We start from the raw sequence: 23,293 nt of genomic DNA on the forward strand, positions 1-23,293 counted from the left end.
TTGTTGCGAGGGAGGTATTAACGTTCAGCTTAGTACGAGTTTGTTTTATTGACCAAGTTGAGTATTGAGTGATTCTCTATTTTTTATGGTGATAATGTGGATCGATATCACATTTTCGCTTCTTGTTATTTTTGTCAAGTATCAATTGTGATACTTGGCTAAGTTGCTTTTTCTTTTATGAAGCGTACTGTGACATTGGGTTTAACTATATGTTGATGCGTGATTTATATGCTCTGGTTATTTGTTTTTGTCGGTGTTAGGAAACATATTTTTGGCTTTTTGTAGTACTTTTTTGTGTTTTAGTTAGTACCTTTGTAGCAAGAAAGTGCTAAATGTAGACATAATAATCCTAACATCTCCTTACTAATACCCTCTAAATTATCAATAAGCGCTACAGCTTACTGAACTTTGGAAGGAGACAATCATGAGCACGCTAATTAAAAATATTTCGAAATTTATGAAGGACGAAGAAGGATTGACAGTCGTTGAGTACGTTGTTGGTGCAGGTTTACTTGTTGCTGGTCTTGCGGGTATTTTCGGTACGTTTAGTACGCAACTTGAAACCCAACTAGGTACTGTTTTAAGTAATGCCCCTGATGGTACTAGTGATGCTGGTGCTGGTGATGGTGGTTAATCGATAATCATTCTCCCATCAAAATTTTTAAAATAGCCCATAATACAATTATGGGCTATTTACGTTAGGGGATAAGAATGAAGATTATTGAGTTTTTAAAGGATGAAGAAGGCTTAACCGTGGTGGAATATGTCGTTGGTGCCGGGATGCTCGTCGTAGGGTTTGCGGGTCTATTTCTGGCATTTAGAGCTTTACTCACTGCAGAATTTGCTTCTCTATTTGATTAATAAAATGAAGAGGCAGTTACATGAATACCACTATTTGGATTCTCATTTTTATTGTTGCTGTATCTGATGCCAAAGAGCATCGCATTCCTAATTATTTACTATTAGCCATCCTAGTTTTGTCTACTATAGATAAAGTTCTTTATCACGTGGACTATTCCATTCTAATTTCCTCTTTTATTACTGGTATTACTTGCTTTATCGCCGCTCTACTTCTTTACTTTTTAAAAGTTATGGCGCCAGGGGACGTTAAACTTTTGGGTGTAGTAGGTTTTTGGGTTGGAAGCGAACATATACTTGGATCGGTTTCTTGGATCGCAGTATCGAGCGTAGTTATTGGCCTTTTTTATGGGGTATTAAGATTAGCTGAATCTCCAGAGCAACTTCGGGCAGTGTTTAATAAATATTCAATGCTGTTTCAGTTTGGAGCAAGTGGAACAAAGGTGCTACGTACTCCTAAAAAAATGGAAGAGCACTACCGAATGCCTTTTGCTCCTGTTGTTGTGATTGGTTTGGCTCTCTATTTTTATTTTCTGAATTAGTGACAAGGAGTCAATATGGTTCAGGCAAACTCAGCGGTTAGACATAGAACAGAGCTAACACCGCAAGCTCCAGAGCCATCAGTTCCTACCACATTTGATGAATTGGGCGTACCTAAAGCGGTCGTCGAAAATTTAGTCATTAAACATATTGCCGCTTATCCTAAGTCCGATATCCTTCAATTGACCAAGCTGCTTTGCATTAATAGCCATATGATCGAGGATGTGATTGCTGGGCTTAGAGCTAAGTCTTTAGTTGAGGTTTTCCAAGCTGCTTCTTCTACGTTTTCTGTTCAATCGACAGGACATGTTCGTTACGGTTTATCTGAATCCGGTTTACAAGAAGCCGATGCAGCCTTTGTGAAAGATGCCTATCTTGGACCAGTCCCTGTGTCACTTACTCAATACAGTGAAATGGTCAAAGCTCAAGATGTACGAGCACAAATGGTCAATCGGGATGACGTCGAATATGCTCTTTCTGATGTGTTAGGTGCTCACCGAATGGTAGGTGTATTAGGTCCTGCCATAAACTCGGGGCGAGCACTTCTGCTCTATGGTAGTGCGGGTTCAGGTAAAACCTTCGTTGCTACCAAAATCCTCAACTCTTTGAATACATCGGTTTATATCCCTTACTCTGTCTTTGCTATGGGCAACATCATCAAGGTGTTTTCACCTCAGCATCACAAAAAAGTCCGCAGTGAAGAGATTCAATCGATTACTTTTAAGGAGCATTTTGACCGGCGCTGGGCCTTGTGCGAGCGACCAAGTATTCAAGTGGGTGGTGAGCTCACCATGGAAATGCTTGAGGTTAATCATAGTGAGCACAACAAGGTCTGGATGGCGCCGCTGCAAATGATGGCTAATAACGGTATCTTTATTATCGACGATTTAGGTAGACAGCCGATGCCTGTCGATACGTTGTTAAATCGCTGGATTGTTCCAATGGAATATTTCTACGACTACTTGAACCTACCGAATGGCCAGCAAATTTCTATCCCATTTATCCTAACCTTGGCTTTTTCTACCAATTTGGATCCTGAAAAGATCAGTGACCCTGCATTTTTACGTCGATTAGGTTACAAAATCCAATTTGGCCCGCTTCTAGAGCAAGAATATAGAGAGCTCTGGAACATTATTTCTAGTTCTAAGAATTTGTCCCTAGCAGAGGGATGTTTCGATACTTTATTTGACTTACACCGTCAGCATGACGTGGGCTTTTACCCTTGTCTTCCTAAAGACATTGTTGGGATCAGCCGAGATATCATCGTATTTGAAGAAGTTGATCCTGTTATCTCTCCTGAAATCGTAGTCCGGGCATGGGAAGTGTACTTTACTGCTGATGGTAAGGGAGGAGGAGCTCGATGAGTCGGAATCAAGTCATACTATTATTATTGCTCTCCATTGTATTTGGTCTAGGGGCTGTGTTCTTTGCCAAACAGTGGATGGATAGGCAATTGCAACCTCAGGTGGAAGTTGAAGTGGTAGAACGTGAGCCTGTAATTATTGCCGCTCAAGAGATCTTCGCAGGGAGTGTTATTGAAGAGCAGCATGTGGCGAGCAAATTATTAGAGAAAGATTGGCGTGACGAATTTCAGTTTACTAAAGCTGAAGATCTCGTCGGTCAAGTTGCCGCGACGACTATTTATCCCGGAGAAATTATTCACCCCAATAGGCTATCTGCCTCAGGAGAAGGTTCGACCTTAGCCTCTTTAATTCCTGAAAATAAGCGTGCTGTTACCATTCGGGTAAATGATGTAATCGGTGTGGCTGGCTTTTTATTGCCTGGTAATAAGGTCGACATTCTCAGTACGGTCAAATATGGCAAGAACTCCGCTTCTACGTCCACCGTTCTAAAAGAGATCAAAGTACTTGCCGTGGATCAGACCGCAAGAAGCAAAGAGAACAAACCCGTCATCGTACGCGCGGTTACTCTTGAAGTGACACCAAGACAAGCTGAAAAACTGCTATCAGCTCAAAGTCGCGGCAATATCCAATTAACACTGAGAAACCCACATGAAGAAGAGAAGGTCGTTAAGCGCTACGTGGCACCGAGCGTAACGATTATTAAGGGCACACAGTCTAGCAATATCCGAGTCAAGGATTGAGGTGAGCTATGAGAAATATAATATCTGCAATGATCATTTTGTTATTGAGTAGTGGTATCAGTTATGCGGCGACACAATCAGGCAAGATAGTCACCGTTCCTCATCATAAATCGACTCATGTAACACTCGCGGGTAAGGCGAAACGAGTGTCATTAGGTGACCCTGATGTACTCGACATTGTTATGCTGAAGTCGAATGAAGTGTTTTTGATTGGTAAAAAACTTGGTTCAACGAACCTTATGGCTTGGGATAGTCGGGGCCAATTGATCGAGTCAATTAACATTGAAGTGACTCATGACCTAAACAGTCTTAAAGCTAAACTTTATGAGTTTCTTCCTGATGAAGAGATTAAGGTTCACAGTGCTCAAAATCGTTTAATTTTGAGTGGCCAAGTGAGTTCTCAATCAGTAATGAATATTGCTTTGCGAGTTGCTGAAACATATTCAGCTGGGCAGCAAGCGGATAAAGAAAATGCCTCTTTGAGTAAACAGGTAAATAGTACTGGGGTGATAAACCTACTAACTATTGGTGGCGCGCAGCAAGTCATGCTTGAGGTCACGGTAGCCGAAGTGCAGCGTACGTTAGTACGAAAGTTTGACGCTAATTTTCATTTTTTCCAAACAAGTGGTGGTGAATTCAGTTGGGGTGGGACTTCTGCTGGTGGTGTGATTGATGATGTAAATAACGTCATCGGGCCAATTTTTAATGCCCCAGGGGTTGAAAGCACCGGATTACTTGGAACCTTCATTGATAGCAATACTTTGTTTACGTTTGCATTGGATATCGCTAAGCAAAATGGTACAGCCAAAGTCCTCGCAGAACCTAATTTGACCGCGTTAAGTGGTTCGAAAGCAGAGTTTTTAGCCGGTGGTGAGTTCCCTATTCCAGTACCGGATGAAGACGGTATCACCATTGAATACAAAGAATATGGTGTAGGTTTGAAATTCATTCCTACAGTGCTGTCGGATAAAAAGATTAACTTAAATTTAGCCGTTGATGTCAGTGAGCTAGCTACCTCAACAACGCTAACTCTAAGCCCTGGTGGTACGAATGGTACTTATGTGATCCCTCCAATTACTCGCCGTAGTGCTTCTTCTACACTTGAACTTGCCGATGGACAAACAATCGGTATTGCAGGTTTGCTTAGTGAGAATGTCCGAGATGTAGTCGAAGAAATGCCAGGCTTTAGTGATATCCCTGTCTTAGGGCAAATGTTCAATAGCCAAGAGTATATTTCCGGTGAGACGGAGCTGGTTATTCTAGTTACTCCAAGGCTTGCGAAACCAGTCGACAGAAGACGAATTACATTGCCAACAGAATCATTTGTGGAGCCAAATGATTTTGAATACTACCTATTGGGGCGTGGTGCTTATATTGCGCCAGCGAGCGGACAGAACAAATCTGAACAAGAGGTTGGTTCGTTCGTGGATAATTCTAAAGGTGGTACCGAAGGTACGTTTGGACACAGTTTGTAGGAGGCAACATGAACAGAGTGATCGGAATCATGGCACTTTCCGCCTTATCTATTGTGCTGGTGGGCTGTGTCAATAATGCGGAAAAACTAGGGGCTCACGTCGCTAAGTTGCAAACAGAGCAGACTTATAACCCTAACGCTACGATAGAAAATCTAGGCGTAGTTCCTACCGGGAGCGGCGAGCGAATGGAAGGGGTTTATCAAACTTATACAGGTAAGAAAGACTCAGAGCTGGCTGGTACAGATAGCCAAATATTGGAACAATTTGGCCAATGATGTTGAAGGTAAAGGGATGAGCCCTTGTATCTAAAGGGCTGATTCGCCAACGGACAAATTACTGGTTTGTAATTCTGACATATTGCTTGGTATTTCCTACAATTAAAAATATCAAAATGAAAAATATAGAATAAATCATGTGATTGCATGTGAAGGGCTTGATGAGGTGGTCGGTCATTTTTCAAAGTCTTAACCGGATTAACTTGGTTAAAGACTATAGACCTAAGTGTCCTTAACTCGATTAGCATGGATTGCTAGGAGAAAGTATATGGGAGAGGCGGTTAAGCTAACACCGAATGGAGATAGTCCTATTAGATTAAAGACCAATTTAACTATTTGGGTTTTTTACTCATCTGATGCGTTTCACCTTCACATTAGCCACGAGTTGTCTAAGTGTCAGAGTGTGAACTTTGAGATGATCTCATTTCATGGTTTAGTTGTTGCCAATTTAGCCCATTTTTCACCACCTGATTTGATCTTTGTCGAAACCGGGCCTAACTGGGCGCAGAAAATTGTTGAGCTCCAGCAATATGAAGCGCCAGAGTCTAAAGAGTCTGCTCACGAAGCCTCGTTGATCGTCTTTGGTAACGAAAATGATAATGGTGCATTGAAAATTGCGCTGCGAATCGGTGCGATGGACTTCATATCGGATAAGGCAGTTCTTGATGAGCTTATTCCGATGCTACGCAATATAGCAGAAGAAAAAGTGGCTACCCGTAACTTGGGAGAGCTGCTTGTCTTTATGAATACGAAAGGTGGAGCAGGGGCATCTCTGATTGCTTTGAACACAGCGATAACGCTTGCGAAAAGACAGCCCGATGAAGTGTTATTAGTTGATCTTGATATGCAGTTTGGAGTAATCGAAGACTACCTTAATGTCCAGTGTACTTATGGTATTGCAGATGCAATAGCGAACGTAGCTGATCTTGATGAAGTTTCGCTAGGTAGTCTTGTGACTAAGCACGACTCAGGCTTACATATCCTTGGATTTAAAAGAGAAAACAGCCACGAAAATTTTGAGAAAGTAAATCAACTGAATAAGTTAATTCCAGTGCTGCGTGAACGTTATCCATTGGTGGTGATTGATTTATCACGTGGTCTGGATCGTCAGTTTGGTTCGGTAATATCGCCTGCGACGAAAATATTTTTAGTGACTCAACAAAACTTAGTGGCTGTTAAAAATACCACTCAAATACTAAAAGCACTGACATTCGAGTTCGGTATTACCAAAGATCAAATGGAAGTGATCGTCAATCGTTATGAGAAACGTCAGTCCATAAAGCTGAAAGATATTCAAGATACAGTGGGAAGCCTCAAAGTTCATGTCGTACCAAATGAATTCAAGGTAGCAATAGAAAGTGCCAACTTAGGACGTCCATTTATTCAAGCGAAGAAAAGTAGTTCGATGTCAAAATCAGTGCAGAGATTGGCGAATTCTCTGTTACCTGAGCCCGAAGAGAAAAAAGGTTGGTTTAGAAGAATGTTCTCGTAGCGGATATGAATTAATGAGGGAGCTTTCATGTTCTTCAAAAGGAAAAATATAAATCCAGATTTGCAGCAAAAAGTTGCCGAAGCAGAAAAAGAACAAAAACAGCAGCAAGCTGTATCCGCTGCGCAAGCATCTATTGCTGACGCAACTCCCCCGAAAGAGGCAGCAGAGTCTTTTCAGGAGCGTAAACGCTTAGAAGCAGAGGCGAAAGGTCACGCTGTAGAGGAAGCTAAAAAGCAATTAGAACTAGAGTTATCGGTCAAACACTATTATCACCAACGCTTACTTGAAACGTTGGACTTGGGTCTTTTGGCGAGTTTAGAGAATGAAAGAGCTAAGAAAGAGCTCCATGATGCCATCGTTCAATTGATGGCGGATGACCAGACTCATGCGTTGAGTGCAGAAGGGCGTAAGCGCGTTATTCAACAAATCGAAGATGAAGTGTTTGGCTTGGGGCCACTAGAGCCTCTACTCAATGATGCGACGGTGTCTGATATCTTGGTGAATGGGCCTAAGCATGTATTCGTTGAGCGAAGAGGTAAACTTGAACTGACGCCATATACCTTTCTTGATGAACGTCATTTAAGGAATATTCTTGACCGCATCGTTAGCCAAGTTGGCCGTCGTGTTGATGAAGCTTCACCTATGGTGGATGCGCGCTTGGCGGATGGTTCTCGTGTCAATGCGATCATCCCTCCACTTGCACTTGATGGTTCATCGGTATCTATTCGTCGTTTTGCGGTTGAAAAACTCAATATGGACAACCTATTGAACTTCAACTCCCTCTCTCCTGAAATGGCAAAGTTTGTTGAAGCGGCGGTTAATGGGGCGATGAATGTCCTTATTTCAGGTGGTACTGGTTCAGGGAAAACTACCACATTAAATATCTTTTCCAACTTTATCCCAGCTGACGATCGAATCGTTACTATTGAAGACTCGGCAGAGCTCCAGCTCCAGCAACCCCATGTGGTTCGATTGGAAACTCGCCCTGCTAACCTTGAGGGAAAAGGGGAGATAACCCAGCGAGACTTAGTAAAAAACTCACTACGTATGCGCCCTGACAGAATAGTACTAGGGGAGGTGCGTGGTGCAGAGGCTGTCGATATGTTAGCCGCGATGAATACTGGTCACGATGGTTCGTTAGCGACCATTCACGCCAACACCCCACGTGATGCTCTATCTAGGGTAGAGAATATGTTTGCGATGGCTGGCTGGAATATGTCAGCGAAAAACCTTCGCTCCCAGATTGCCTCTGCGATCCATTTAGTTGTTCAGATGGAACGTCAAGAAGATGGTAAGCGGAGGATGGTGAGTATCTGCGAAATTAACGGCATGGAAGGCGAAATTATTACCATGTCCGAGATATTCAAGTTTCATCGTAAGGGAATGGATGAAGAGGGTAACGTGATGGGCTACTTTACCGCCACGGGTGTGGTGCCTCAGTGTCATGATCAATTGTCGAAAAAAGGCCTTCATCTACCATTTGAAATTTTTAATGAGTCAATCTCATAAAGGAGGGAGTTATGCAGCAGGATGCGACGCTCTTTTTTGTTTTACTTTTTTTCGCCGTAGTGTTTATTTCACAGGCGTTAATCCTTCCTGCGGCTGGTAGTAAGGCCAAGCATAAAGAACTCTCTGAACGACTGAAAGAATCTCAATCTAAGCTGGATGAAGAAGCGCGCTCTTTGCTTCAAGAGCATTATTTGAAGAGCTTAACACCGTGGGATAGACGGTTGGTCAAAATTGCAGCCTTCTCATCACTTAAGAAATTGATCGAGCTTTCCGGTTACGACTGGAGCTTAACCCAGACTCTTCTTGTGACCAGTAGTTTGTCGCTGTGTGGTTTCTTAACCGCATTGCTCATCGGTCAGCCTATTTATGTCGGCCTAGCAGCAATTGTCGGTGTGTGGGTTTGCTTGTATTTCTGGTTAAGTAAAAAAATCTCAGATCGCTTAGCTGCATTTGAGGAGCAGCTCCCCGAGGCATTGGACATTATGCGCCGTATGCTTCAAGCCGGTCAGCCAGTGACACAGGCGTTTAATGAAGTCGGTTTAGAAATGCCTGCGCCAATCGGTGTCGAGTTTAAGAACATGTTCAATTTGCTTAATTATGGCTATGACATGCGCATGGCTATCATGCAGATGGCAGAACGTACGCCTACGGTATCTATGCTCGCGTTTTCCAGTGCGGTGATATTGCAAAAGGAGACAGGGGGTAATCTTTCTGAGAACCTTGAGAAAGTATCCAAAGTATTGCGTTCACGTTTTAAGTTGCAACGGAAGATAAAGACGCTTTCTGCTGAGAGTCGTCTATCAGCGTGGATACTAGTGCTGTCTCCGTTCGTTCTTTTTATCTTTCTTAGTGTGATAAATCCGGGTTATGTGGAACCACTCTATACTGACCCTAGGGGTATGAAAATTGTGAGTGGTGGTGTGGTGAGTTTGTTTATCGGCTCACTATGGATACGAAAAATCATTAATTTCGAGGTGTGATATGGAATCTATATTCGATCTAATCTCATCTTACGAGATTGATGAACAAACTTTCTTTCTTGCCGTAATTCTAGTTGCGACAGTGCTACTCATGTTTACCGTTTCTCTGCTTCTTGTGAGTTCAAAATCACCATTAAAAAGCCGCCTTGCTCGATTAAAAGATGCAACTCGTGCAGACACGCTTAAAAAAGGCAGTCGATTAGAAAAATCTTTAGAATCGTTAGCACCAGCAATGAAATCTTCAAACTCCAAGGAGAGTGAGAGTATTCGAGAGAAGTTAATGCATGCTGGCTACCATGATGCCAGTGCATTAACATTTTTCTACGCTATGAAAGGTATTTCAATGGTGGTTGGCTTCTTGATGACGGCAGGTATTTATTTTTTCGCCCCAGAGATGTCAATGCGTAATGTTGCGATGATAGGCAGTGTCGCTTTCGGGCTTTATTGCCCAAATGTTGTCCTGAGTATGATGGTTGATAAAAGGCAGTCAAGAATTCGCAGTGGTATTCCAGATGCTCTTGATTTGCTGGTGGTATGTACGGAATCGGGGCTGGGTTTTAATGCGGCACTTAGAAGGGTTGCGGATGAGTTAACAATCTCCCATCCGGATTTTGCCGATGAGCTGGACACGGTGTGTGTCAAAATTAACGCTGGTGTCGAGATGTCGGATGCTTTTAATGATCTCGTTAAGCGAACAGGTCTTACGGAAATTGCAGGCTTAGTGACTATGCTAGCTCACGCATCACGAATTGGTGGTAGTTTGTCTCAGACTCTGCGTGAATATACGGAAGACTACCGTGATAAACGTAATCAAGAAATCGAAGAAATTGCAGCGAAGATTCCTACTAAAATGATCTTCCCACTGTTGATTTTCATTTGGCCTTGTTTCTTTATCGTTGCGATTGGGCCCTCAATGTTGCTATTCACCTCGACTATGGGAAATTAAGGACAGGTTATGAAAGGATTAAAAGTTGTCACCGTTACTCTCAGTACGTTGTTATTAGTTGCGTGCGCATCGCAAGAACCAAGTCTTGATACCTCCTTATATGATGGTAAGCCAATTGATACCTTATCGTCTGAAGAACCGCCTAAAACAGAGAAAGAAGCGATAATGCGGGGTGATACCGCGCTCAGTGCCGGTAATGTCGATTTAGCCTTATATGAATACATTCGCTCGCTTTCATTTGAAAATGGTCAGTTTAGAGATCGCTCTTTGTATAACATTGGCCGCATCCACCAGTCTCGTGGCAATCTACCTTTAGCGGATAAAGCATACTCATTAGCACTGGAAGAGAACCCTAATAATGTTCAAGTGTTGGAGCAACTAGGCTCTATTTACAGTAAGAGCGGTGATATTAATCAGGGTAAGAGTTACTTTTTGAAAGCGATAAATGCCGATCAAATTCGATTTGGTAACAGTGAAACCTTGGTCAGCAAAGATCTTCAATCTTCCAAAGAAGTCGCTGAGTTAAAAAGTGATGCTAAATCCCCTGAGTTTGCTTATATGGGACTAGGGGTCATTGCTGATCTGGAAAAAGATCACTCACTGGCTCAGGCGTTCTATAAGCAGGCACTTAGTATTGAGCCTAACTCAGCGAAAACATTAACCAATGTCGGTTATTCGTTTTATATGTCTGGCGACTACCGCAAGGCGCAAAGATTTACCCTAGAAGCATTAGATAAAGATCCCGGTGATGATAAGGCACTGAATAATCTTGCTTTGATCTATTTAGCCAAAGGGGAAATCACTAGGGCGATTAATGTTTTCTCTCGTCATATGGATAAACCAGAAGCGCTCAACAATGTTGGTTATTTTCTGATCTTACAAGGTAAGCCGGATCAGGCGATTCCTTATTTACAACAAGCGATTGATACTAAGAGTACTTACTACAAGGTCGCGAATGAGAACTTAGAGCGAGCTTTAGCCTTAGTCAGAGAAGGTGAAGCCTCCGACAAGCAATGATAAAAAAGGGAGAACTGAGTTCTCCCTTTTTTTATATTTAAAGCCTTGCTAGCGTTAAGCGAGGTAACCGCCGACAATTCCCGCGGCGATATAGAAAGCCACCATCCACACGATTGGTAGTTTTAATTGTTTGAGTAGATAAAAACCAATCAGTACAAAGGAAATATCCCACGCGTTGACTACAGCACTGGTAAAGACAGGTTGGTAGAGTGCGGCAACTAACAGGCCGACAACGGCTGCATTAACGCCATTTACCGCTCCAGACACTTTTGGGTTCTTAGCCAGTGATTGCCAGTTTTTTAGTACACCCAATAGCAGTAAAAAGCCGGGTAAAAACACCGCAATTGTCGCAACAAGAGCACCAACAATCGGTGACTGAGGCATGAGCTCGTAACCAATATAGGTAGCAAAAGTGAACATTGGGCCAGGAACGGCTTGAGCAGCTGCGTAGCCAGTTAAGAAGGCATCTTGGCTTAGTTGGTCACCGACAATGTTTTGTAGCAATGGAAGGACAACATGGCCGCCGCCAAACACTAAGCTGCCTGCTTGGAAAAAGTCGTTAAACAGCCCCAACACTGACAAAGTTGTTGCAACAAAAGGTAGGCCAATTATCAGCAAAGCAAACATAGCCAATGGTAAAATCGAAGGTTCAAACTTGCCTGAGTAGTTTTGCTCTTGATTGCCAAGGAATTTCGTCCCTACTAGGGCAGCAAAGAGTAATACGACTATTTGCGTGCTAATGCTTGGCACAACAAGTAGCGCTATGGCAGTAATAAGACACAAGCTAACCGAAAGCTTCTCTTTACAGAAATTCTTGTACATTCCCCATGCTGCATCAGCGACGACGACGACTGCCAGCAGCTTTAACCCGTGGACAATGTTTTGAAACAATGTGGTTTCAGTCAGTTGGCTACTCAGTATTGCCAGAGCTAGCATGATCAGTACAGATGGTAAGGTAAAGCCAATAAAGGCTATACAGGCACCAGGTAACCCACCGCGTTTGTAGCCCAAAGCAAAGCCAACTTGGCTTGAACCTGGGCCTGGTAAGAATTGACTCAACGCGACAATTTGCGCGTACTCTTTATCTTCTAACCACTTAAGTTTCTCAACAAAGGTATTGCGAAAGTAGCCAATGTGCGCTGCAGGACCGCCAAAGCTTATCCAGCCTAATAAGAAAAAGGTTTTAAAAATGGACAACATGGTCACGTTACTCGAATAACAAATACTGCCCATAATGTAATGAATCAACTAAAATGACTCAAATTGATAGTTTTAATGATCATTATGAATCATATGGGATGACTTCGATGAAAGAGTTTAATTGGAAAGGTGTCGACCTCAATCTGCTGGTGGCTTTTCAAGCCTTGTATCAGTCGAGCAGTGTTAGTTTGGCGGCGGAGCGTTGTTTTGTCAGCCAGTCGGCGATGAGTCACACCTTACAACGAATGCGAACTTTGTTTGATGACCCGCTGTTTGAGCGAGTAGGAAGCAAAATGGAGCCCACTCAGCATTCCCAAGATATTGCACCTGTGATTGACCAGTTATTAGCGAACATTAAAAACGATCTATTGGTTAAAAAGCATTTTACTCCTAGCAGTTATGCGGGTGTTTGGCGTATAGGGTTGACGGATTATGCTGAGCAGCTGTTCGCCCCATTGCTATACGATGCCATCAAGCGGGAATCGCCAAATTGTCAGGTGAGTTTTTACAACGTTAACCGAAGCAATTACGTTGAGATTGCAGAAAGTGAGTCGCTGGATGTGATGATTGGCAGTATTGAAAACTTAAATCGCCGTTTCTTATCGGAGCACTTATATACCGAGCAACATTTGTGTTTGTTTGATCCCTCTGCCGTTAAAGTTTCAGAGCCGATGAGCATAGAATCTTTTGTTGCGCTGGAACATGCATTGGTTAGCCCTGATGGCAGTTTGCAAACTCAAGTCGATAAGCGATTGGCGAAGTTAGGCTATGAGCGCAGGGTAGGGGTAGCATCACGCAATTTCCTGACTATTCGCCGTTTGTTATTGGGTCGCCAGTTAGTGTGTATTGTCCCTAAGCGTTTTGCAGAAATGGAAGCGTATACTCATGATCTAAAAGCGCTGGAGTCACCGGTTGAAATTCCTGATTTTGATATTCGTCTGCTCTATCTAAAGGCGAGTCAGCATGAGGAAAAAAATCGTTGGATCCGCAGTGTCGTGAGTGACACTGTTCGGCAATAAGCCGTCATTACAAATGAAAAAAGGGTACCAAGTTCGACTTGATACCCTTTAAGTTTATTAAGGTTTAATGATTAAAGCTGACGTTTACTTACCATCAGTAAAGAAGTCGTTGTACAGCATGTACAGGTGAGCCGCACTCCATGAGAAGTTTGGCGCACCTTGCTGAGCGCCAGTCAGTGGGTTGTAGTTCTCACGAATTGGGCCATCTTGTACTAGGCCATCTGCGTTGCTAAAGAAGGCGGTTGCCATCTCAACTGCATCTTCACGATATCCGTAACGGTCCATTCCTTTTAGGCCAAAGTAGAACTGATCCACCCATACGCGTCCACGCCAGTAAATATCTGGGCCAAATGCCGGGTTGGACAGCGCTGCTGTGCCGAGTGGTACATGAGTGTTGAATTGCTTGGTGTCTTTCATCACTTTTACCACCGAATCTGCGTGCTCTTGAGTTGCAGCACCATTGAACAGCGGTGACCAGCCTTCAGGGCCCATACCACGCTCTACAATCGGTTTACCTGCACAGCCGTTTGCCAGTGGTTTATCTTCAATACGGATATCATAGAAAAAACCGGTACTTTCATCGAACATACAGGTGTTGATGTAGTTCGCTAAGTGATCGGCTTTTTCGTGGAACGCTTTAGCTTCATCCTTTTTACCTAGCATTTCTGCCATTTGAGCAAGGTACTGGTTGTCGCTGTACATGTAGCTTGCTTGGTCAACGGATTCTTGCAGGAGCGAGTAACCTAGCAGTGTGCCGTCTTCAGAACGGTTTTGCGCGAACTCAACATCCCAGTCACTGCGTTTGCCACCTTTAGCAACATAAGCATCGAGCTGATCTTTGTCGATAAAGCCAAATACAGCGGCATCATCACGTCCTGACTCCCAAGAGGCAGCAGTCTGTGCTGGGCTTTCGATGTAGTCGTAGTTGCCTTCTTCCATCACTTTAGCCAGTGCTTTCTTACCGATCACTGTCTCATGTTTGTCGCCACGGACCACGGTAAAGTACATCTCACCTTCAGGTGTGTTGTGGGCTTTATCAACCGCTGCGCCGTACTCTGGAACGCCATTGCCATTGTTGTCGCGATTACGTAGCCACCAGTTGTGGTAAGCGACTAGCTTTGGATACATCTCTTCAATCCACGCTTTATCACCTGTGGTCTTGTAGACTTCCATTACCGCCCAAGCGGCCAGACTTGGCTTGGTGTTACGTTCATTCCAGTTACCACCGTCACCACCGCGTTCAGGGCTAAGGTTGTACGCGAGCAGGTCTGGCACATAGCCTTCATCCCAAGGGCGCACGGCATCATCGGCTTGGATCTGGTAAGCAAACATAGCGCGAATATTGTCTTTGGCGACATCAGGGTTAAAGTGCGCCATCGCGTAGGCTTGTTTCCATGTATCCCATGGCCAAGTTTGGTTACCAGAGAACCAACGCGCCGTCACTGAAGGCGTCACTGAGTCAAACTTCATCGCACCAGCTACGCCGCGCCAGTTACCATTTAATGTTTCCATCGATTTTACCGCAACACGCTCTTGCTCTGGTGTTGCGTGCGGGTTGGTTAGACCTTTTTCTAGGTAGTTTTCCCAGCGCTGTTGTGAGGCATTTAGATACGTTTGTGGATTGGCTAGAATGTCGCTGATCTTGCCTTGTTCTGCTTTGTTCTCTTCAGCAGTTAGAACATGGCTATAAGTGGTGTAGATAGTCGTAGATCCGTCTACCTTGGCCTTTGAGACAAAGCGGTGACCATCAACCTTAGTCTCTGCTTTGATTGATTTGTGGATTTGATACTCAGACTCTCCAGAGGTCAGTAGATCCCAAGTTGAACGGACCTTACCAAAGGTGACCGTTAGGCAATTATCTGTTGTTTGCAGAGTTCGATTGTACTCTGGGTACTTTTCATCAATGGTCTTGTCTGATTGAGGCTTGCCTTCTTTAGCGTGGTATTTCTCAAGCAGTTCACCGTCCCAAACCAGCTCAGCAGGGCTATCTGAGCTTATCTTGGTTTCTAGGAGTGAGGTACGATTGGTAGCAAAACGAAGCGTCATCTCAACCGTCACATCATCTGAAGTGAGCTTTTGCACCAACGCGCCCGGAAGGCTGTACGCTTCCATAGTAAATTCGACTTTCTTGCCATCTTTAAACACACTCAGGCGGTCAAAGTTGTTAGCCATAAAGTTGATGTATTCTTCAGTCAGTAGTGCGGTACCTGGGAAGCCACCCATACCTTCGTCAGAATCTGGTAGTAAGTGACCGTGCCATGCGCCTTTATCAAAGAAAGGATTAAAACGTTGGTGATCATCGAAATCATAGTCACGCATGTACTCTGGAGAGCCGGTACGATCAATCACATTTTTAAATTGATCCGCTTGTAGTGGTGTGTCAGCAGAAGCTGCAACGCTATAACCAGAAAAAGTAGCGACAGAGCTAACGGCTAAAGCGATAAGCGTTTTACGTAAAGTCATGTGGTTAATCCTCGGTTTACCAGTAGTAGTATTGCATTGCGAAAACTTGTGCATCGCCAGTCACGTTGTCGTCACCGACCGCGAAGCGGCTGTCAAAGGCGGTTGCCCAAGTGCCGTTGCCGTATTCCCACCAAACACCAGCGTTGATGTAAGAGGTGATTTCGTCTTCAGCTTTGTCAGATTGGAAGTTGGCGTAGTTGTAGGCTGCAGATAGGTAGACGCCAGGAGCCGCTTCATACCATGTACTGGTCATAAAGCCTGATTCACTGCCATCAGAAACTTGGTTGCCTTTATCGGTGTCGTGCCACACGCGAGCCGCGACATTTTTGTATTCCGCACCAATGAGGAACAATTCGCCGCCATCATTGTTACGTACTTCAGCGCCACCCATTAGAGTCAGGTCTTCTGCGATGTCATATTGGACATAGCCATTAACCATGGCGTTTTTGTCGATCCATTGATCAGCAAAGCGATCGTATTTACCGAAATTGACCCAAGAGTCATCTTCTGAGAAATCAGATTCTGGCGCAGCTGAAATGCTGTAGCGGAATTTACCTTCTAGATTTTGGATCTTCGCACCAAAGAACACATCGCGCGTATTGGAAATCACATAGCCGTATTCAACGGTTGAGTCACCCCACCATTGAATATCATCCAAAGATGAGTCCATGCGGCCGAGCATAAATTCAGTATTACCATCAGTGCGATAACCTGCGTAAAAACGGTTGAAGCCACCTTCAAAGCCGCCCCAGCCGTGGCCAGTCGCCCATGCGTTACCTTCATCATCGGCTTGTACCGTCCAACCTTCCATGTAGGCAAGGCCAAACCAATTGCCATATTGAAGGGCAAGACCACCTTCAATGTAAGTACCATCAGAGTAGCGGCCTTTGTTATCGCCTTCTAAGGCAACGTGGCCACCAACTCCAAGTTCTCCATAAAAATCGACACTGAGTTCAGTATCTGACTTGGGAGTTTGTGTCTCGCTATGGTTCGCTTCAGTTTGCGCAGCATGGACGTTAATAGCAGCAAAAATTAACCCCGATAAAAGAGTTTTAGTAAAATGTAATCTCATTTCAATCACTTCTTAAGTATGGATGAATAATCCTAGGCGATCTGTCTGATTCTGTTGGGGTGTGCTCTATTGGCTAATGATCAGCTTTATCGACTAGATAGCGCTATTTTATCGCCATACTGGCGTATTTATAATCTCTTGCTAGTTAACTTGTGATCTTCGTTTAGTAAAATTTTACCTCTCGGTTTGTTTTAGGTTGGAACGAGATTAGTGAGATGCCTTGCAGGAATGATTGGTCTTCGATTTGTTAATTAGCGTTAAGTGACACAGAGAATATGGATAGTCGAAAAAGTCAACGAGGTCATATTTAGCACCACTGAAGACTATGGAATTTATAAAATAAAGGTTAAGATGCCGAAATATAATAAAAATCAATAATATCCAAAAATTTGCTTAGTTATTTACGGGGAAAAAATGCTATTTACAGATGATTTTGGCCGAATAAAACGGATAGTCGCGCGTAAGGCCAGAGGCAAGTCGCTACCTCGCTACGTATATCGATGGGATAGACGTACTCCTGAGGAGATCAAACGAACAGGTTTTCAGCCTTGGAATCATAACGGTGATGTGTCGGTGATCGAGCATGTTAAGAATTCCTTTGCAGCTCACCGCCCAAATCCAGGAATGAATGTGAAGGAACATAGCCAGTTTGTATCAACAGGAAGCTATGGGATGCTGAGTACTCTCGATCCTGTTTTTGCTCAACAAGTGCTAAACACGAACTTATACAAGATAGATACCAGTCTTGGTGGAATGAGAGCTAGCGATTTTTTTGACGTTAATGATGTCTTTGATCGCGCGAGAATCCAGCGACCTTATCGAACTCAGCGAGAGTGGGCAAAGCAGAATGGGATCCCTCAGGAAGCGGTTGTTGAGGTCATGTCTGGTAGTGTTTTCATGTCCCAATATGATTTTAAAAAAGGCGCGCCGAATGAAGACAAGTTAATTGGATGGAACATTATCTAGAACCAAGCTTGTCGAAGCCATTGCGGATGAAACAGCGACTCGCTTGTCTATGAGTTAGTATCGTGCTTAACGTGACATTAAAAAGCCCTTACCAAAATGGTAAGGGCTTTTTGTTTTATTAATGGTTTACAAGCGAGTTGCTAGGTCAACAGCTCCTAAGCTTGTTTAGCTGCCTGTAACTTAACTTCTTTGCTTGCCTGTTTCTTCTCAAAGCGAGAGATCCACCACCAAGCTAGGCCAGAGAATACGGCAGTCATAAACACGTTGATGAAGAAGGCTCTAACTAGGTCGACACCTGATGGGAATGCTGATGCTGTCATACTGACGACGAAGATAGTGATTAGGACTGATACCACACCCATGCCTTGTTTACGTGTGCCCATACGGAAGTCACGTGGTGTCTCATCATGTTTCAGACGGAAGATAAAGTACGCAACCATGATGAAGATTGGTGGCAACATTGCGGTACCCGCAGTCAGGTTGATTGCTGTGTTCATCATGTCTTGAACTGATTCTGAACCGAAACCGTTGACGATAAGCATCACGAATACGAACGCGAATTGCCACCATGCTGCGCGGACAGGAACGCCGTGTTCATTAAGCTCAGTTGTTTTCTCGCCGTATACGCCTTTTGGAATTTCAGAGAAGTGGATTTTTACTGGTGCTGCTGTCCACATCATCATTGAGCCGAACATCGCAACGAATAGAACGATACCAACGAAGCGGCCAACCAGTGATTCAGAGATGTTGAAGTACTGCGCCATACCCGTAAAGATTTCAACCATACCGCCTGCGTACGTTAGGTCTTCACGAGCAACGAATACGTTCACAAGCAGTGAGCCAACCGCGTACATTGCACCGATAACAACACCAGCTACGATGATCACTTTGATGAATGACTTGTGACCACCTTTTACGTCATTTAGGTAAGCCGCTGCAGTTTCGGCACCGCCCGCCGCTTGGAAGATCCAACACATGATACCTAGCGTTGCCCAGTTGATGGTTGGTGTCATCGCTTCAAGTGTGATTGGCTGTACTGGCTCATGGTTACCGCCCAATGCCATTAGTGCACCAATAACGTAGATAGCAAATAGGGCAAATACGCCGTAAGCAACGATTTCAGAGATCTTACCTAACCAAGATGCGCCCTTGGTTGAGATGTGTGTTGCCGCCGCAAACAGAGCGATAGAGATTGCCGACGTTACCATAGGTGAGAACGCGTACTCGTAGCCCAGCATTGCGTATGATGCGTAAGCAATCACGTTAGGTAGTAGTGATACGAACCAGAACAGGTTTACGAACCAGTAGAGGAATGAGCCAAGGTAAGCGGCTTTAGATCCAAGTGGCTTTTTCAGCCAGTCATACATGCCTGACTCTGAGTTTTTGTTTGCTGAAACAAATTCAGCAATGATAAAGACGAACGGGATGAAGTAGACAAGGGTTGCAAGCAAAAAGATAGGTGCCGAGCTTAAACCCAGTTCGATGTTGTTGTTTACAATGTTGCGAACGTTGAATACCGCTGCAAATGTCATGGAAAGTAGGGCGAATTTGCCTAACTTACCGCGCATAGATTCAGACATAGTGTCCTCCGATGAATCACGTCAATTCCCTTCGAACATCAAGTCACAGTGCTATTGAGCGTTCTGTCATCCTGCGCGCATAGTATGCGAAGTCGCGATAGAATCCAGTGCCCATGAATGCTTTTGTGACCTTGATGCCTCCGGTTGTAGTAGTTATTGGCTGGGCCAGTGATACTGACCCAGTGTGTTGTGTTTATTTATTTAGGAAGTAACCGTCTTCGATAGTGACTTTCAGAACGACTTTGCGTACACGGTTATCACCATGGAAACGGTAAGCTTTGCTGTTGTCGAAAATCGCCACTTGGCCTTCATGCAGTTCACGCATTTCACCGTTACCGGTTAAGTATTCTCGGTCGGTTTCATCGCTATAGGCATCGACAAGCTCTAGTTGAGATTTGTCAGCAAACTCGACGGTTTCGCGACCTTCCAGGTAGTAATGCACATCGAAGTAGCGGCGGTTACCTTCAAAGGTTTCGGTATTGCGAGCAGTGCCGTCTTCAATCATGTATACCAATGAGTCTCCAATCGAATGCATTACGCCATCTTTAATGTTGGCGATGTTGTCGATTGCTTCCACACAGCGGTTCCATTTACGACCATCGCGGTAAACCACTTTGAATTGCTCTAAGCTCTCTAACACGATCATGGGTTAAGCCTCATTTGCTGTAGTTGAAGTAAAGAAACCTTGTTCGAAGCGGTGTTGCGCCATCATTTGCGCACTGCAGTCACCCGCTTGAAGTGGCATTAGGGTCAGTCCGTAGCGGAATTCGTCCATGTAGACGCGGTATGAATCAAGCACTTCGCTACCCCAAGAGTTAGAACCTAGACCCATCAATTTGTGATCGAGGTTGAGCGTGATGTAGCCACTCTTTTCTAGCTCAATCGTATGCTGCGCTTGGTGTAGGTTTTGGTTGGTGTAGAACCAAGCGCTGAAGTTAATTTCTTGCTGAGGTTTAACCAATAAACCTGTGCCATTGCGATTCGTCAGTGCGGCCCAGAGAACATGTTGGCGGTTACCGTTGTTTTGTGGGAACGGGTAGTTCTCAAACATGTCAGCAACGGTGCTTTGGTAAACATCAATCATGTTGGCTTGTTTGCTGTCTTGGTAGTTCTCCCCAGGGCCGCGGCCATAGTATTTCACTTGGTCGAAGTCACCATTGATGCCAAGGTCTAAACCAATCACTGGAATGACATGAGGGTAGTCACCGTAACGCTCACCGCTAAGTTCAACATTAAGTTGCCCTTCAGCATTAATTTGGTAGCGGTATTCACAGCGCATGCCGAAATCAAATACTGGTGGAGCAATAATGCTGGTGGTCGTGATTTCTACTTTGCCATCCACTTGCTCAACATTTAGTGTGCGGAAATGCTCTTGCATGATTTGTAGGTGGGCAGGTTCCCACAGGCCTTCATGCTCTTGCTTGTGGTTGTCGATCATCGGTTTGAAGAAGTTCAGCTTAGGCTGAGACTTAATCAGCTCTTCACCATTCACAATCCAAGAGGTCAGCTTGCCGTTTACCTTCGAGAAGTTAAGCGCGAAGTTGTTACCTAAGATTCGGTAATCTAGGCGGCTCTCTTCTACGTTAAGTGGTGTAGCGTTGTGGTTGCTAAATGCAGCCTCTCTCGCTGTGTTCTCTTTTAGTTGGTATTGGTAGATTGCAATGTCGTGGTTCGCTGCGCTGTATAGCGTGCGTGAGTCTTTGCGTACTGTGAAGTTGATGAAAACTTCACGCTCATCAAGCTCAGGAATCGCGATTTCAATTTCACGCTCTGAGTTAGCCGCAAGTTCTTCCACTTTGAACTGAACTGTGCGCAGCGTTTCACCTTCAGCGCGAATATCAGCAGTGATGGTGTAATCATTGAGATTGGTAAACCATAGCTTGTTCTCAACGATGAACTTACCCGCTTGCTCATCAATCGCGCGGATTTTCACCGGTGCAATCACTTGCTTGTACTCTTTCAGGCCTGGGCCCGGAGTTTGATCTGGGTAGACTAAACCATCCATACAGAAGTTGTAGTTGTTTGGATAGTCGCCGTAGTCACCACCGTATTTGTAGAAGGTTTCGCCTTTCTCATCACGAGCAAGAATGCCATGGTCACACCATTCCCAAACGTAGTGACCTTGAATATGGTCATGCTTGTAGAACACGTTCTGGTATTCGGTTAAACCACCTGGACCATTACCCATTGCATGAGCGTATTCACAGATGATGCGCGGCTTTTCATGTGGGAACTCACCGAAGTAGTTCATCAGCTGAGCACGTGAGTACATGGTTGAAATCACATCCACCACTTCGGCATCACGATCTTCTTCGTAGTGCACTAGGCGCGTATCGTCGATTGCTTTAGTCGCATCGTACATAGAGCGAATATTACAGCCGTAGCCAGACTCGTTACCTAAAGACCACATGATGATCGAAGGGTGGTTTTTCTGCGCATGAACGTGACGCTCGGCGCGCTCGACGAAGACGGCTTCCCACGCTGCATCGTTAGTGATGCGGCTTAGATCGCCAACGTTCGCAAAACCATGGGTTTCAACGTCCGTTTCCGCCATCACAAACAGGCCGTAAATGTCACACAGTTCGTAGAAGCGAGGATCATTAGGGTAGTGCGCAGTACGTACTGAGTTGATGTTGTGTTGTTTCATCAGCACGATATCTTTTTCAACGCGATCCATGCCAACCGCGCGACCTTTTAGATGATCGTTATCGTGGCGGTTTACCCCGTGAAGCATCACGTATTGGTTGTTGATGTAGAACAGTCCGTCACGCACTTTAATGTCGCGGAAACCAACGCGTTGCGGGATAACTTCAAGGGTTTTACCTAGGTTGTCTTTTAAGGTTACAACCAGTTGGTAAAGGTATGGATTTTCAGCCGTCCAGTGAGTAGGGTTGTCCATTTCAATCTCAAAGCGAGTCTGCGCTTTGTCGTCGATAGTCAGGTTGCTACATGAGCCTTGTGCAACAACCTGACCTTTATCCATTAGGGCGTAATCAAGGGCATAGCCGGAAGCTTGTAAGGTGGTTAAGTTTTCAAGTTCTACTTGGCAAGAAAGGGTCGCTGCAAGGTAATCGTCGGCGAAATCAGTGCGAACAGTCAGATCTTGGACGTGAACTTGCTCTTTACCAACAAGGTAAACATCACGGAAGATACCCGCAGTCCACCACATATCTTGGTCTTCAATGTACGTCGAGTCAGCCCACTGCATCACGCGCACAGAAAGCAGGTTGTCACCTTGTTGTACATGCTCAGAGATATCGAACTCTGCGGTTAGGCGGCTGCCTTTGCTGAAACCAACATACTCACCGTTTACATACACTTCAAAGTAAGTCTCTACACCGTCGAACTTGATGATAGTTTGCTTGTTGTTCCAGTTTTCACCCAGAGTGAAAGAACGTTGATAAGCACCAGTTGGGTTATCTGACGGGACGAAAGGGACGTCAATTGGGAATGGGAAACCTTCGTCTGTGTATTGAAGGTCGCCGTGGCCTTCCATTTGCCACATATTAGGAACGGTAATTTGTCCCCACTGATCCATTTTTTGTGAGTAAAACTCTTCAGGAACCAACATTGGGTTAGTGAAGAAGTTGAAGTTCCATTGGCCGCTCAACAGCATAAAGTGGCTACTTAGCTCACGCTGGAATGTTTGGGCAGTCTTAACTGAGTCGTATGAGAAGAAGTAAGCACGTGGTGCCATACGATTCTCATGTAGATGAAGGAAGTTTTCCCAGTTGTTCACGTTTATTCTCCCTCGGCTAGCGATGCCGACGTTCTAATCAAAATGCAGCTCTATGAGC

20 protein-coding genes are annotated in these 23,293 nt (G+C 44.5%); 14 read left to right on the forward strand and 6 right to left on the reverse strand.

The window, feature by feature from the left end; translation table 11 throughout:
* The first annotated feature begins 424 nt into the window (after positions 1–424).
* The 12 genes from ELS82_RS19060 (at position 425) to ELS82_RS19110 (ending at position 11,196) form a co-directional block, all read left to right on the forward strand.
* Positions 425–634 carry a Flp family type IVb pilin gene (locus ELS82_RS19060; RefSeq protein WP_134836888.1) on the forward strand — a complete coding sequence of 70 codons (210 nt, stop codon included), beginning with the start codon at positions 425–427 and terminating at the stop codon, positions 632–634.
* A gap of 77 nt (positions 635–711) precedes the next feature.
* Entirely contained in the window at positions 712–861 is a 150-nt protein-coding gene (locus ELS82_RS26390; protein ID WP_167489396.1) for a Flp family type IVb pilin, read from the forward strand.
* A 20-nt stretch (positions 862–881) separates the two neighbouring features.
* Positions 882–1,400, forward strand: coding sequence for a prepilin peptidase (locus ELS82_RS19065; protein WP_134836889.1), 519 nt, complete (start codon positions 882–884; stop codon positions 1,398–1,400).
* A 15-nt stretch (positions 1,401–1,415) separates the two neighbouring features.
* Positions 1,416–2,762: a DUF8689 domain-containing protein gene (locus ELS82_RS19070; RefSeq protein ID WP_134836890.1), complete on the forward strand. Its 1,347-nt coding sequence runs from the start codon at positions 1,416–1,418 to the stop codon at positions 2,760–2,762.
* Positions 2,759–3,502, forward strand: coding sequence for a Flp pilus assembly protein CpaB (gene cpaB, locus ELS82_RS19075; protein WP_053440675.1), 744 nt, complete (start codon positions 2,759–2,761; stop codon positions 3,500–3,502). Before ELS82_RS19070 ends, cpaB begins: the two co-directional genes overlap by 4 nt.
* Before the next feature lie 8 nt (positions 3,503–3,510).
* Complete coding sequence (locus ELS82_RS19080) at positions 3,511–4,977, forward strand: type II and III secretion system protein family protein (RefSeq protein ID WP_134836891.1); 1,467 nt, start codon at positions 3,511–3,513, stop codon at positions 4,975–4,977.
* Positions 4,978–4,985: 8 nt separating this feature from the next.
* Positions 4,986–5,252, forward strand: a complete 267-nt coding sequence (locus ELS82_RS19085) for a hypothetical protein (protein WP_134836892.1) — start codon at positions 4,986–4,988, stop codon at positions 5,250–5,252.
* A 268-nt stretch (positions 5,253–5,520) separates the two neighbouring features.
* Positions 5,521–6,744 (forward strand): nucleotide-binding protein, encoded by a 1,224-nt coding sequence (locus tag ELS82_RS19090; RefSeq protein ID WP_134836893.1) that lies wholly within the window; start codon positions 5,521–5,523, stop codon positions 6,742–6,744.
* Between the two features lie 27 nt (positions 6,745–6,771).
* Complete coding sequence (locus ELS82_RS19095; RefSeq protein WP_134836894.1) at positions 6,772–8,253, forward strand: TadA family conjugal transfer-associated ATPase; 1,482 nt, start codon at positions 6,772–6,774, stop codon at positions 8,251–8,253.
* 11 nt (positions 8,254–8,264) lie between these two features.
* Positions 8,265–9,233: a type II secretion system F family protein gene (locus tag ELS82_RS19100; RefSeq protein WP_134836895.1), complete on the forward strand. Its 969-nt coding sequence runs from the start codon at positions 8,265–8,267 to the stop codon at positions 9,231–9,233.
* Position 9,234: 1 nt separating this feature from the next.
* Complete coding sequence (locus tag ELS82_RS19105; RefSeq protein ID WP_134836896.1) at positions 9,235–10,179, forward strand: type II secretion system F family protein; 945 nt, start codon at positions 9,235–9,237, stop codon at positions 10,177–10,179.
* 9 nt (positions 10,180–10,188) lie between these two features.
* Positions 10,189–11,196: a tetratricopeptide repeat protein gene (locus ELS82_RS19110; protein WP_134836897.1), complete on the forward strand. Its 1,008-nt coding sequence runs from the start codon at positions 10,189–10,191 to the stop codon at positions 11,194–11,196.
* A gap of 54 nt (positions 11,197–11,250) precedes the next feature.
* On the opposite strand, the gene chrA is transcribed toward ELS82_RS19110, so the two are convergent.
* On the reverse strand, positions 11,251–12,396 hold the full coding sequence (gene chrA / locus ELS82_RS19115; protein ID WP_134836898.1) for a chromate efflux transporter: 1,146 nt from the start codon (positions 12,394–12,396) through the stop codon (positions 11,251–11,253).
* A 107-nt stretch (positions 12,397–12,503) separates the two neighbouring features.
* On the opposite strand from chrA, the gene ELS82_RS19120 reads away from it, so the two are divergent.
* Positions 12,504–13,415, forward strand: a complete 912-nt coding sequence (locus ELS82_RS19120) for a LysR family transcriptional regulator (protein ID WP_134836899.1) — start codon at positions 12,504–12,506, stop codon at positions 13,413–13,415.
* Positions 13,416–13,499: 84 nt separating this feature from the next.
* On the opposite strand, the gene ygjK is transcribed toward ELS82_RS19120, so the two are convergent.
* Both ygjK and ygjJ read right to left on the reverse strand, forming a co-directional pair.
* On the reverse strand, positions 13,500–15,878 hold the full coding sequence (gene ygjK / locus ELS82_RS19125; RefSeq protein ID WP_134836900.1) for an alpha-glucosidase: 2,379 nt from the start codon (positions 15,876–15,878) through the stop codon (positions 13,500–13,502).
* 16 nt (positions 15,879–15,894) lie between these two features.
* Positions 15,895–16,950 (reverse strand): protein YgjJ, encoded by a 1,056-nt coding sequence (gene ygjJ / locus ELS82_RS19130; RefSeq protein ID WP_134836901.1) that lies wholly within the window; start codon positions 16,948–16,950, stop codon positions 15,895–15,897.
* A gap of 414 nt (positions 16,951–17,364) precedes the next feature.
* Here ygjJ and ELS82_RS19135 point away from each other — a divergent pair, with 414 nt between their 5' ends.
* Entirely contained in the window at positions 17,365–17,916 is a 552-nt protein-coding gene (locus ELS82_RS19135; RefSeq protein WP_134836902.1) for a scabin-related ADP-ribosyltransferase, read from the forward strand.
* Positions 17,917–18,071: 155 nt separating this feature from the next.
* Here ELS82_RS19135 and ELS82_RS19140 read toward each other — a convergent pair whose 3' ends face one another.
* The 3 genes from ELS82_RS19140 to ebgA all read right to left on the reverse strand — a co-directional run bounded on the left by ELS82_RS19140 (position 18,072) and on the right by ebgA (position 23,235).
* Entirely contained in the window at positions 18,072–19,496 is a 1,425-nt protein-coding gene (locus ELS82_RS19140; RefSeq protein ID WP_134836903.1) for an amino acid permease, read from the reverse strand.
* 193 nt (positions 19,497–19,689) lie between these two features.
* Positions 19,690–20,142 (reverse strand): beta-galactosidase subunit beta, encoded by a 453-nt coding sequence (locus tag ELS82_RS19145; RefSeq protein WP_134836904.1) that lies wholly within the window; start codon positions 20,140–20,142, stop codon positions 19,690–19,692.
* Positions 20,143–20,145: 3 nt separating this feature from the next.
* Positions 20,146–23,235, reverse strand: a complete 3,090-nt coding sequence (gene ebgA / locus ELS82_RS19150) for a beta-galactosidase subunit alpha (RefSeq protein WP_134836905.1) — start codon at positions 23,233–23,235, stop codon at positions 20,146–20,148.
* Positions 23,236–23,293: the final 58 nt, after the last annotated feature.

This window comes from Vibrio ouci (assembly GCF_004551525.1).
In the GTDB taxonomy this organism is placed as follows: domain Bacteria; phylum Pseudomonadota; class Gammaproteobacteria; order Enterobacterales; family Vibrionaceae; genus Vibrio; species Vibrio ouci.

Bases quoted from the DNA above. Each gene is read 5' to 3' on its own strand.
- ELS82_RS19060 (WP_134836888.1), top strand. From the start codon at position 425: ATGAGCACGCTAATTAAAAATATTTCGAAATTTATGAAGGACGAAGAA.
- ELS82_RS26390 (WP_167489396.1), top strand. From the start codon at position 712: ATGAAGATTATTGAGTTTTTAAAGGATGAAGAAGGCTTAACCGTGGTG.
- ELS82_RS19065 (WP_134836889.1), top strand. From the start codon at position 882: ATGAATACCACTATTTGGATTCTCATTTTTATTGTTGCTGTATCTGAT.
- ELS82_RS19070 (WP_134836890.1), top strand. From the start codon at position 1,416: ATGGTTCAGGCAAACTCAGCGGTTAGACATAGAACAGAGCTAACACCG.
- cpaB (WP_053440675.1), top strand. From the start codon at position 2,759: ATGAGTCGGAATCAAGTCATACTATTATTATTGCTCTCCATTGTATTT.
- ELS82_RS19080 (WP_134836891.1), top strand. From the start codon at position 3,511: ATGAGAAATATAATATCTGCAATGATCATTTTGTTATTGAGTAGTGGT.
- ELS82_RS19085 (WP_134836892.1), top strand. From the start codon at position 4,986: ATGAACAGAGTGATCGGAATCATGGCACTTTCCGCCTTATCTATTGTG.
- ELS82_RS19090 (WP_134836893.1), top strand. From the start codon at position 5,521: ATGGGAGAGGCGGTTAAGCTAACACCGAATGGAGATAGTCCTATTAGA.
- ELS82_RS19095 (WP_134836894.1), top strand. From the start codon at position 6,772: ATGTTCTTCAAAAGGAAAAATATAAATCCAGATTTGCAGCAAAAAGTT.
- ELS82_RS19100 (WP_134836895.1), top strand. From the start codon at position 8,265: ATGCAGCAGGATGCGACGCTCTTTTTTGTTTTACTTTTTTTCGCCGTA.
- ELS82_RS19105 (WP_134836896.1), top strand. From the start codon at position 9,235: ATGGAATCTATATTCGATCTAATCTCATCTTACGAGATTGATGAACAA.
- ELS82_RS19110 (WP_134836897.1), top strand. From the start codon at position 10,189: ATGAAAGGATTAAAAGTTGTCACCGTTACTCTCAGTACGTTGTTATTA.
- chrA (WP_134836898.1), bottom strand. From the start codon at position 12,396: ATGTTGTCCATTTTTAAAACCTTTTTCTTATTAGGCTGGATAAGCTTT.
- ELS82_RS19120 (WP_134836899.1), top strand. From the start codon at position 12,504: ATGAAAGAGTTTAATTGGAAAGGTGTCGACCTCAATCTGCTGGTGGCT.
- ygjK (WP_134836900.1), bottom strand. From the start codon at position 15,878: ATGACTTTACGTAAAACGCTTATCGCTTTAGCCGTTAGCTCTGTCGCT.
- ygjJ (WP_134836901.1), bottom strand. From the start codon at position 16,950: ATGAGATTACATTTTACTAAAACTCTTTTATCGGGGTTAATTTTTGCT.
- ELS82_RS19135 (WP_134836902.1), top strand. From the start codon at position 17,365: ATGCTATTTACAGATGATTTTGGCCGAATAAAACGGATAGTCGCGCGT.
- ELS82_RS19140 (WP_134836903.1), bottom strand. From the start codon at position 19,496: ATGTCTGAATCTATGCGCGGTAAGTTAGGCAAATTCGCCCTACTTTCC.
- ELS82_RS19145 (WP_134836904.1), bottom strand. From the start codon at position 20,142: ATGATCGTGTTAGAGAGCTTAGAGCAATTCAAAGTGGTTTACCGCGAT.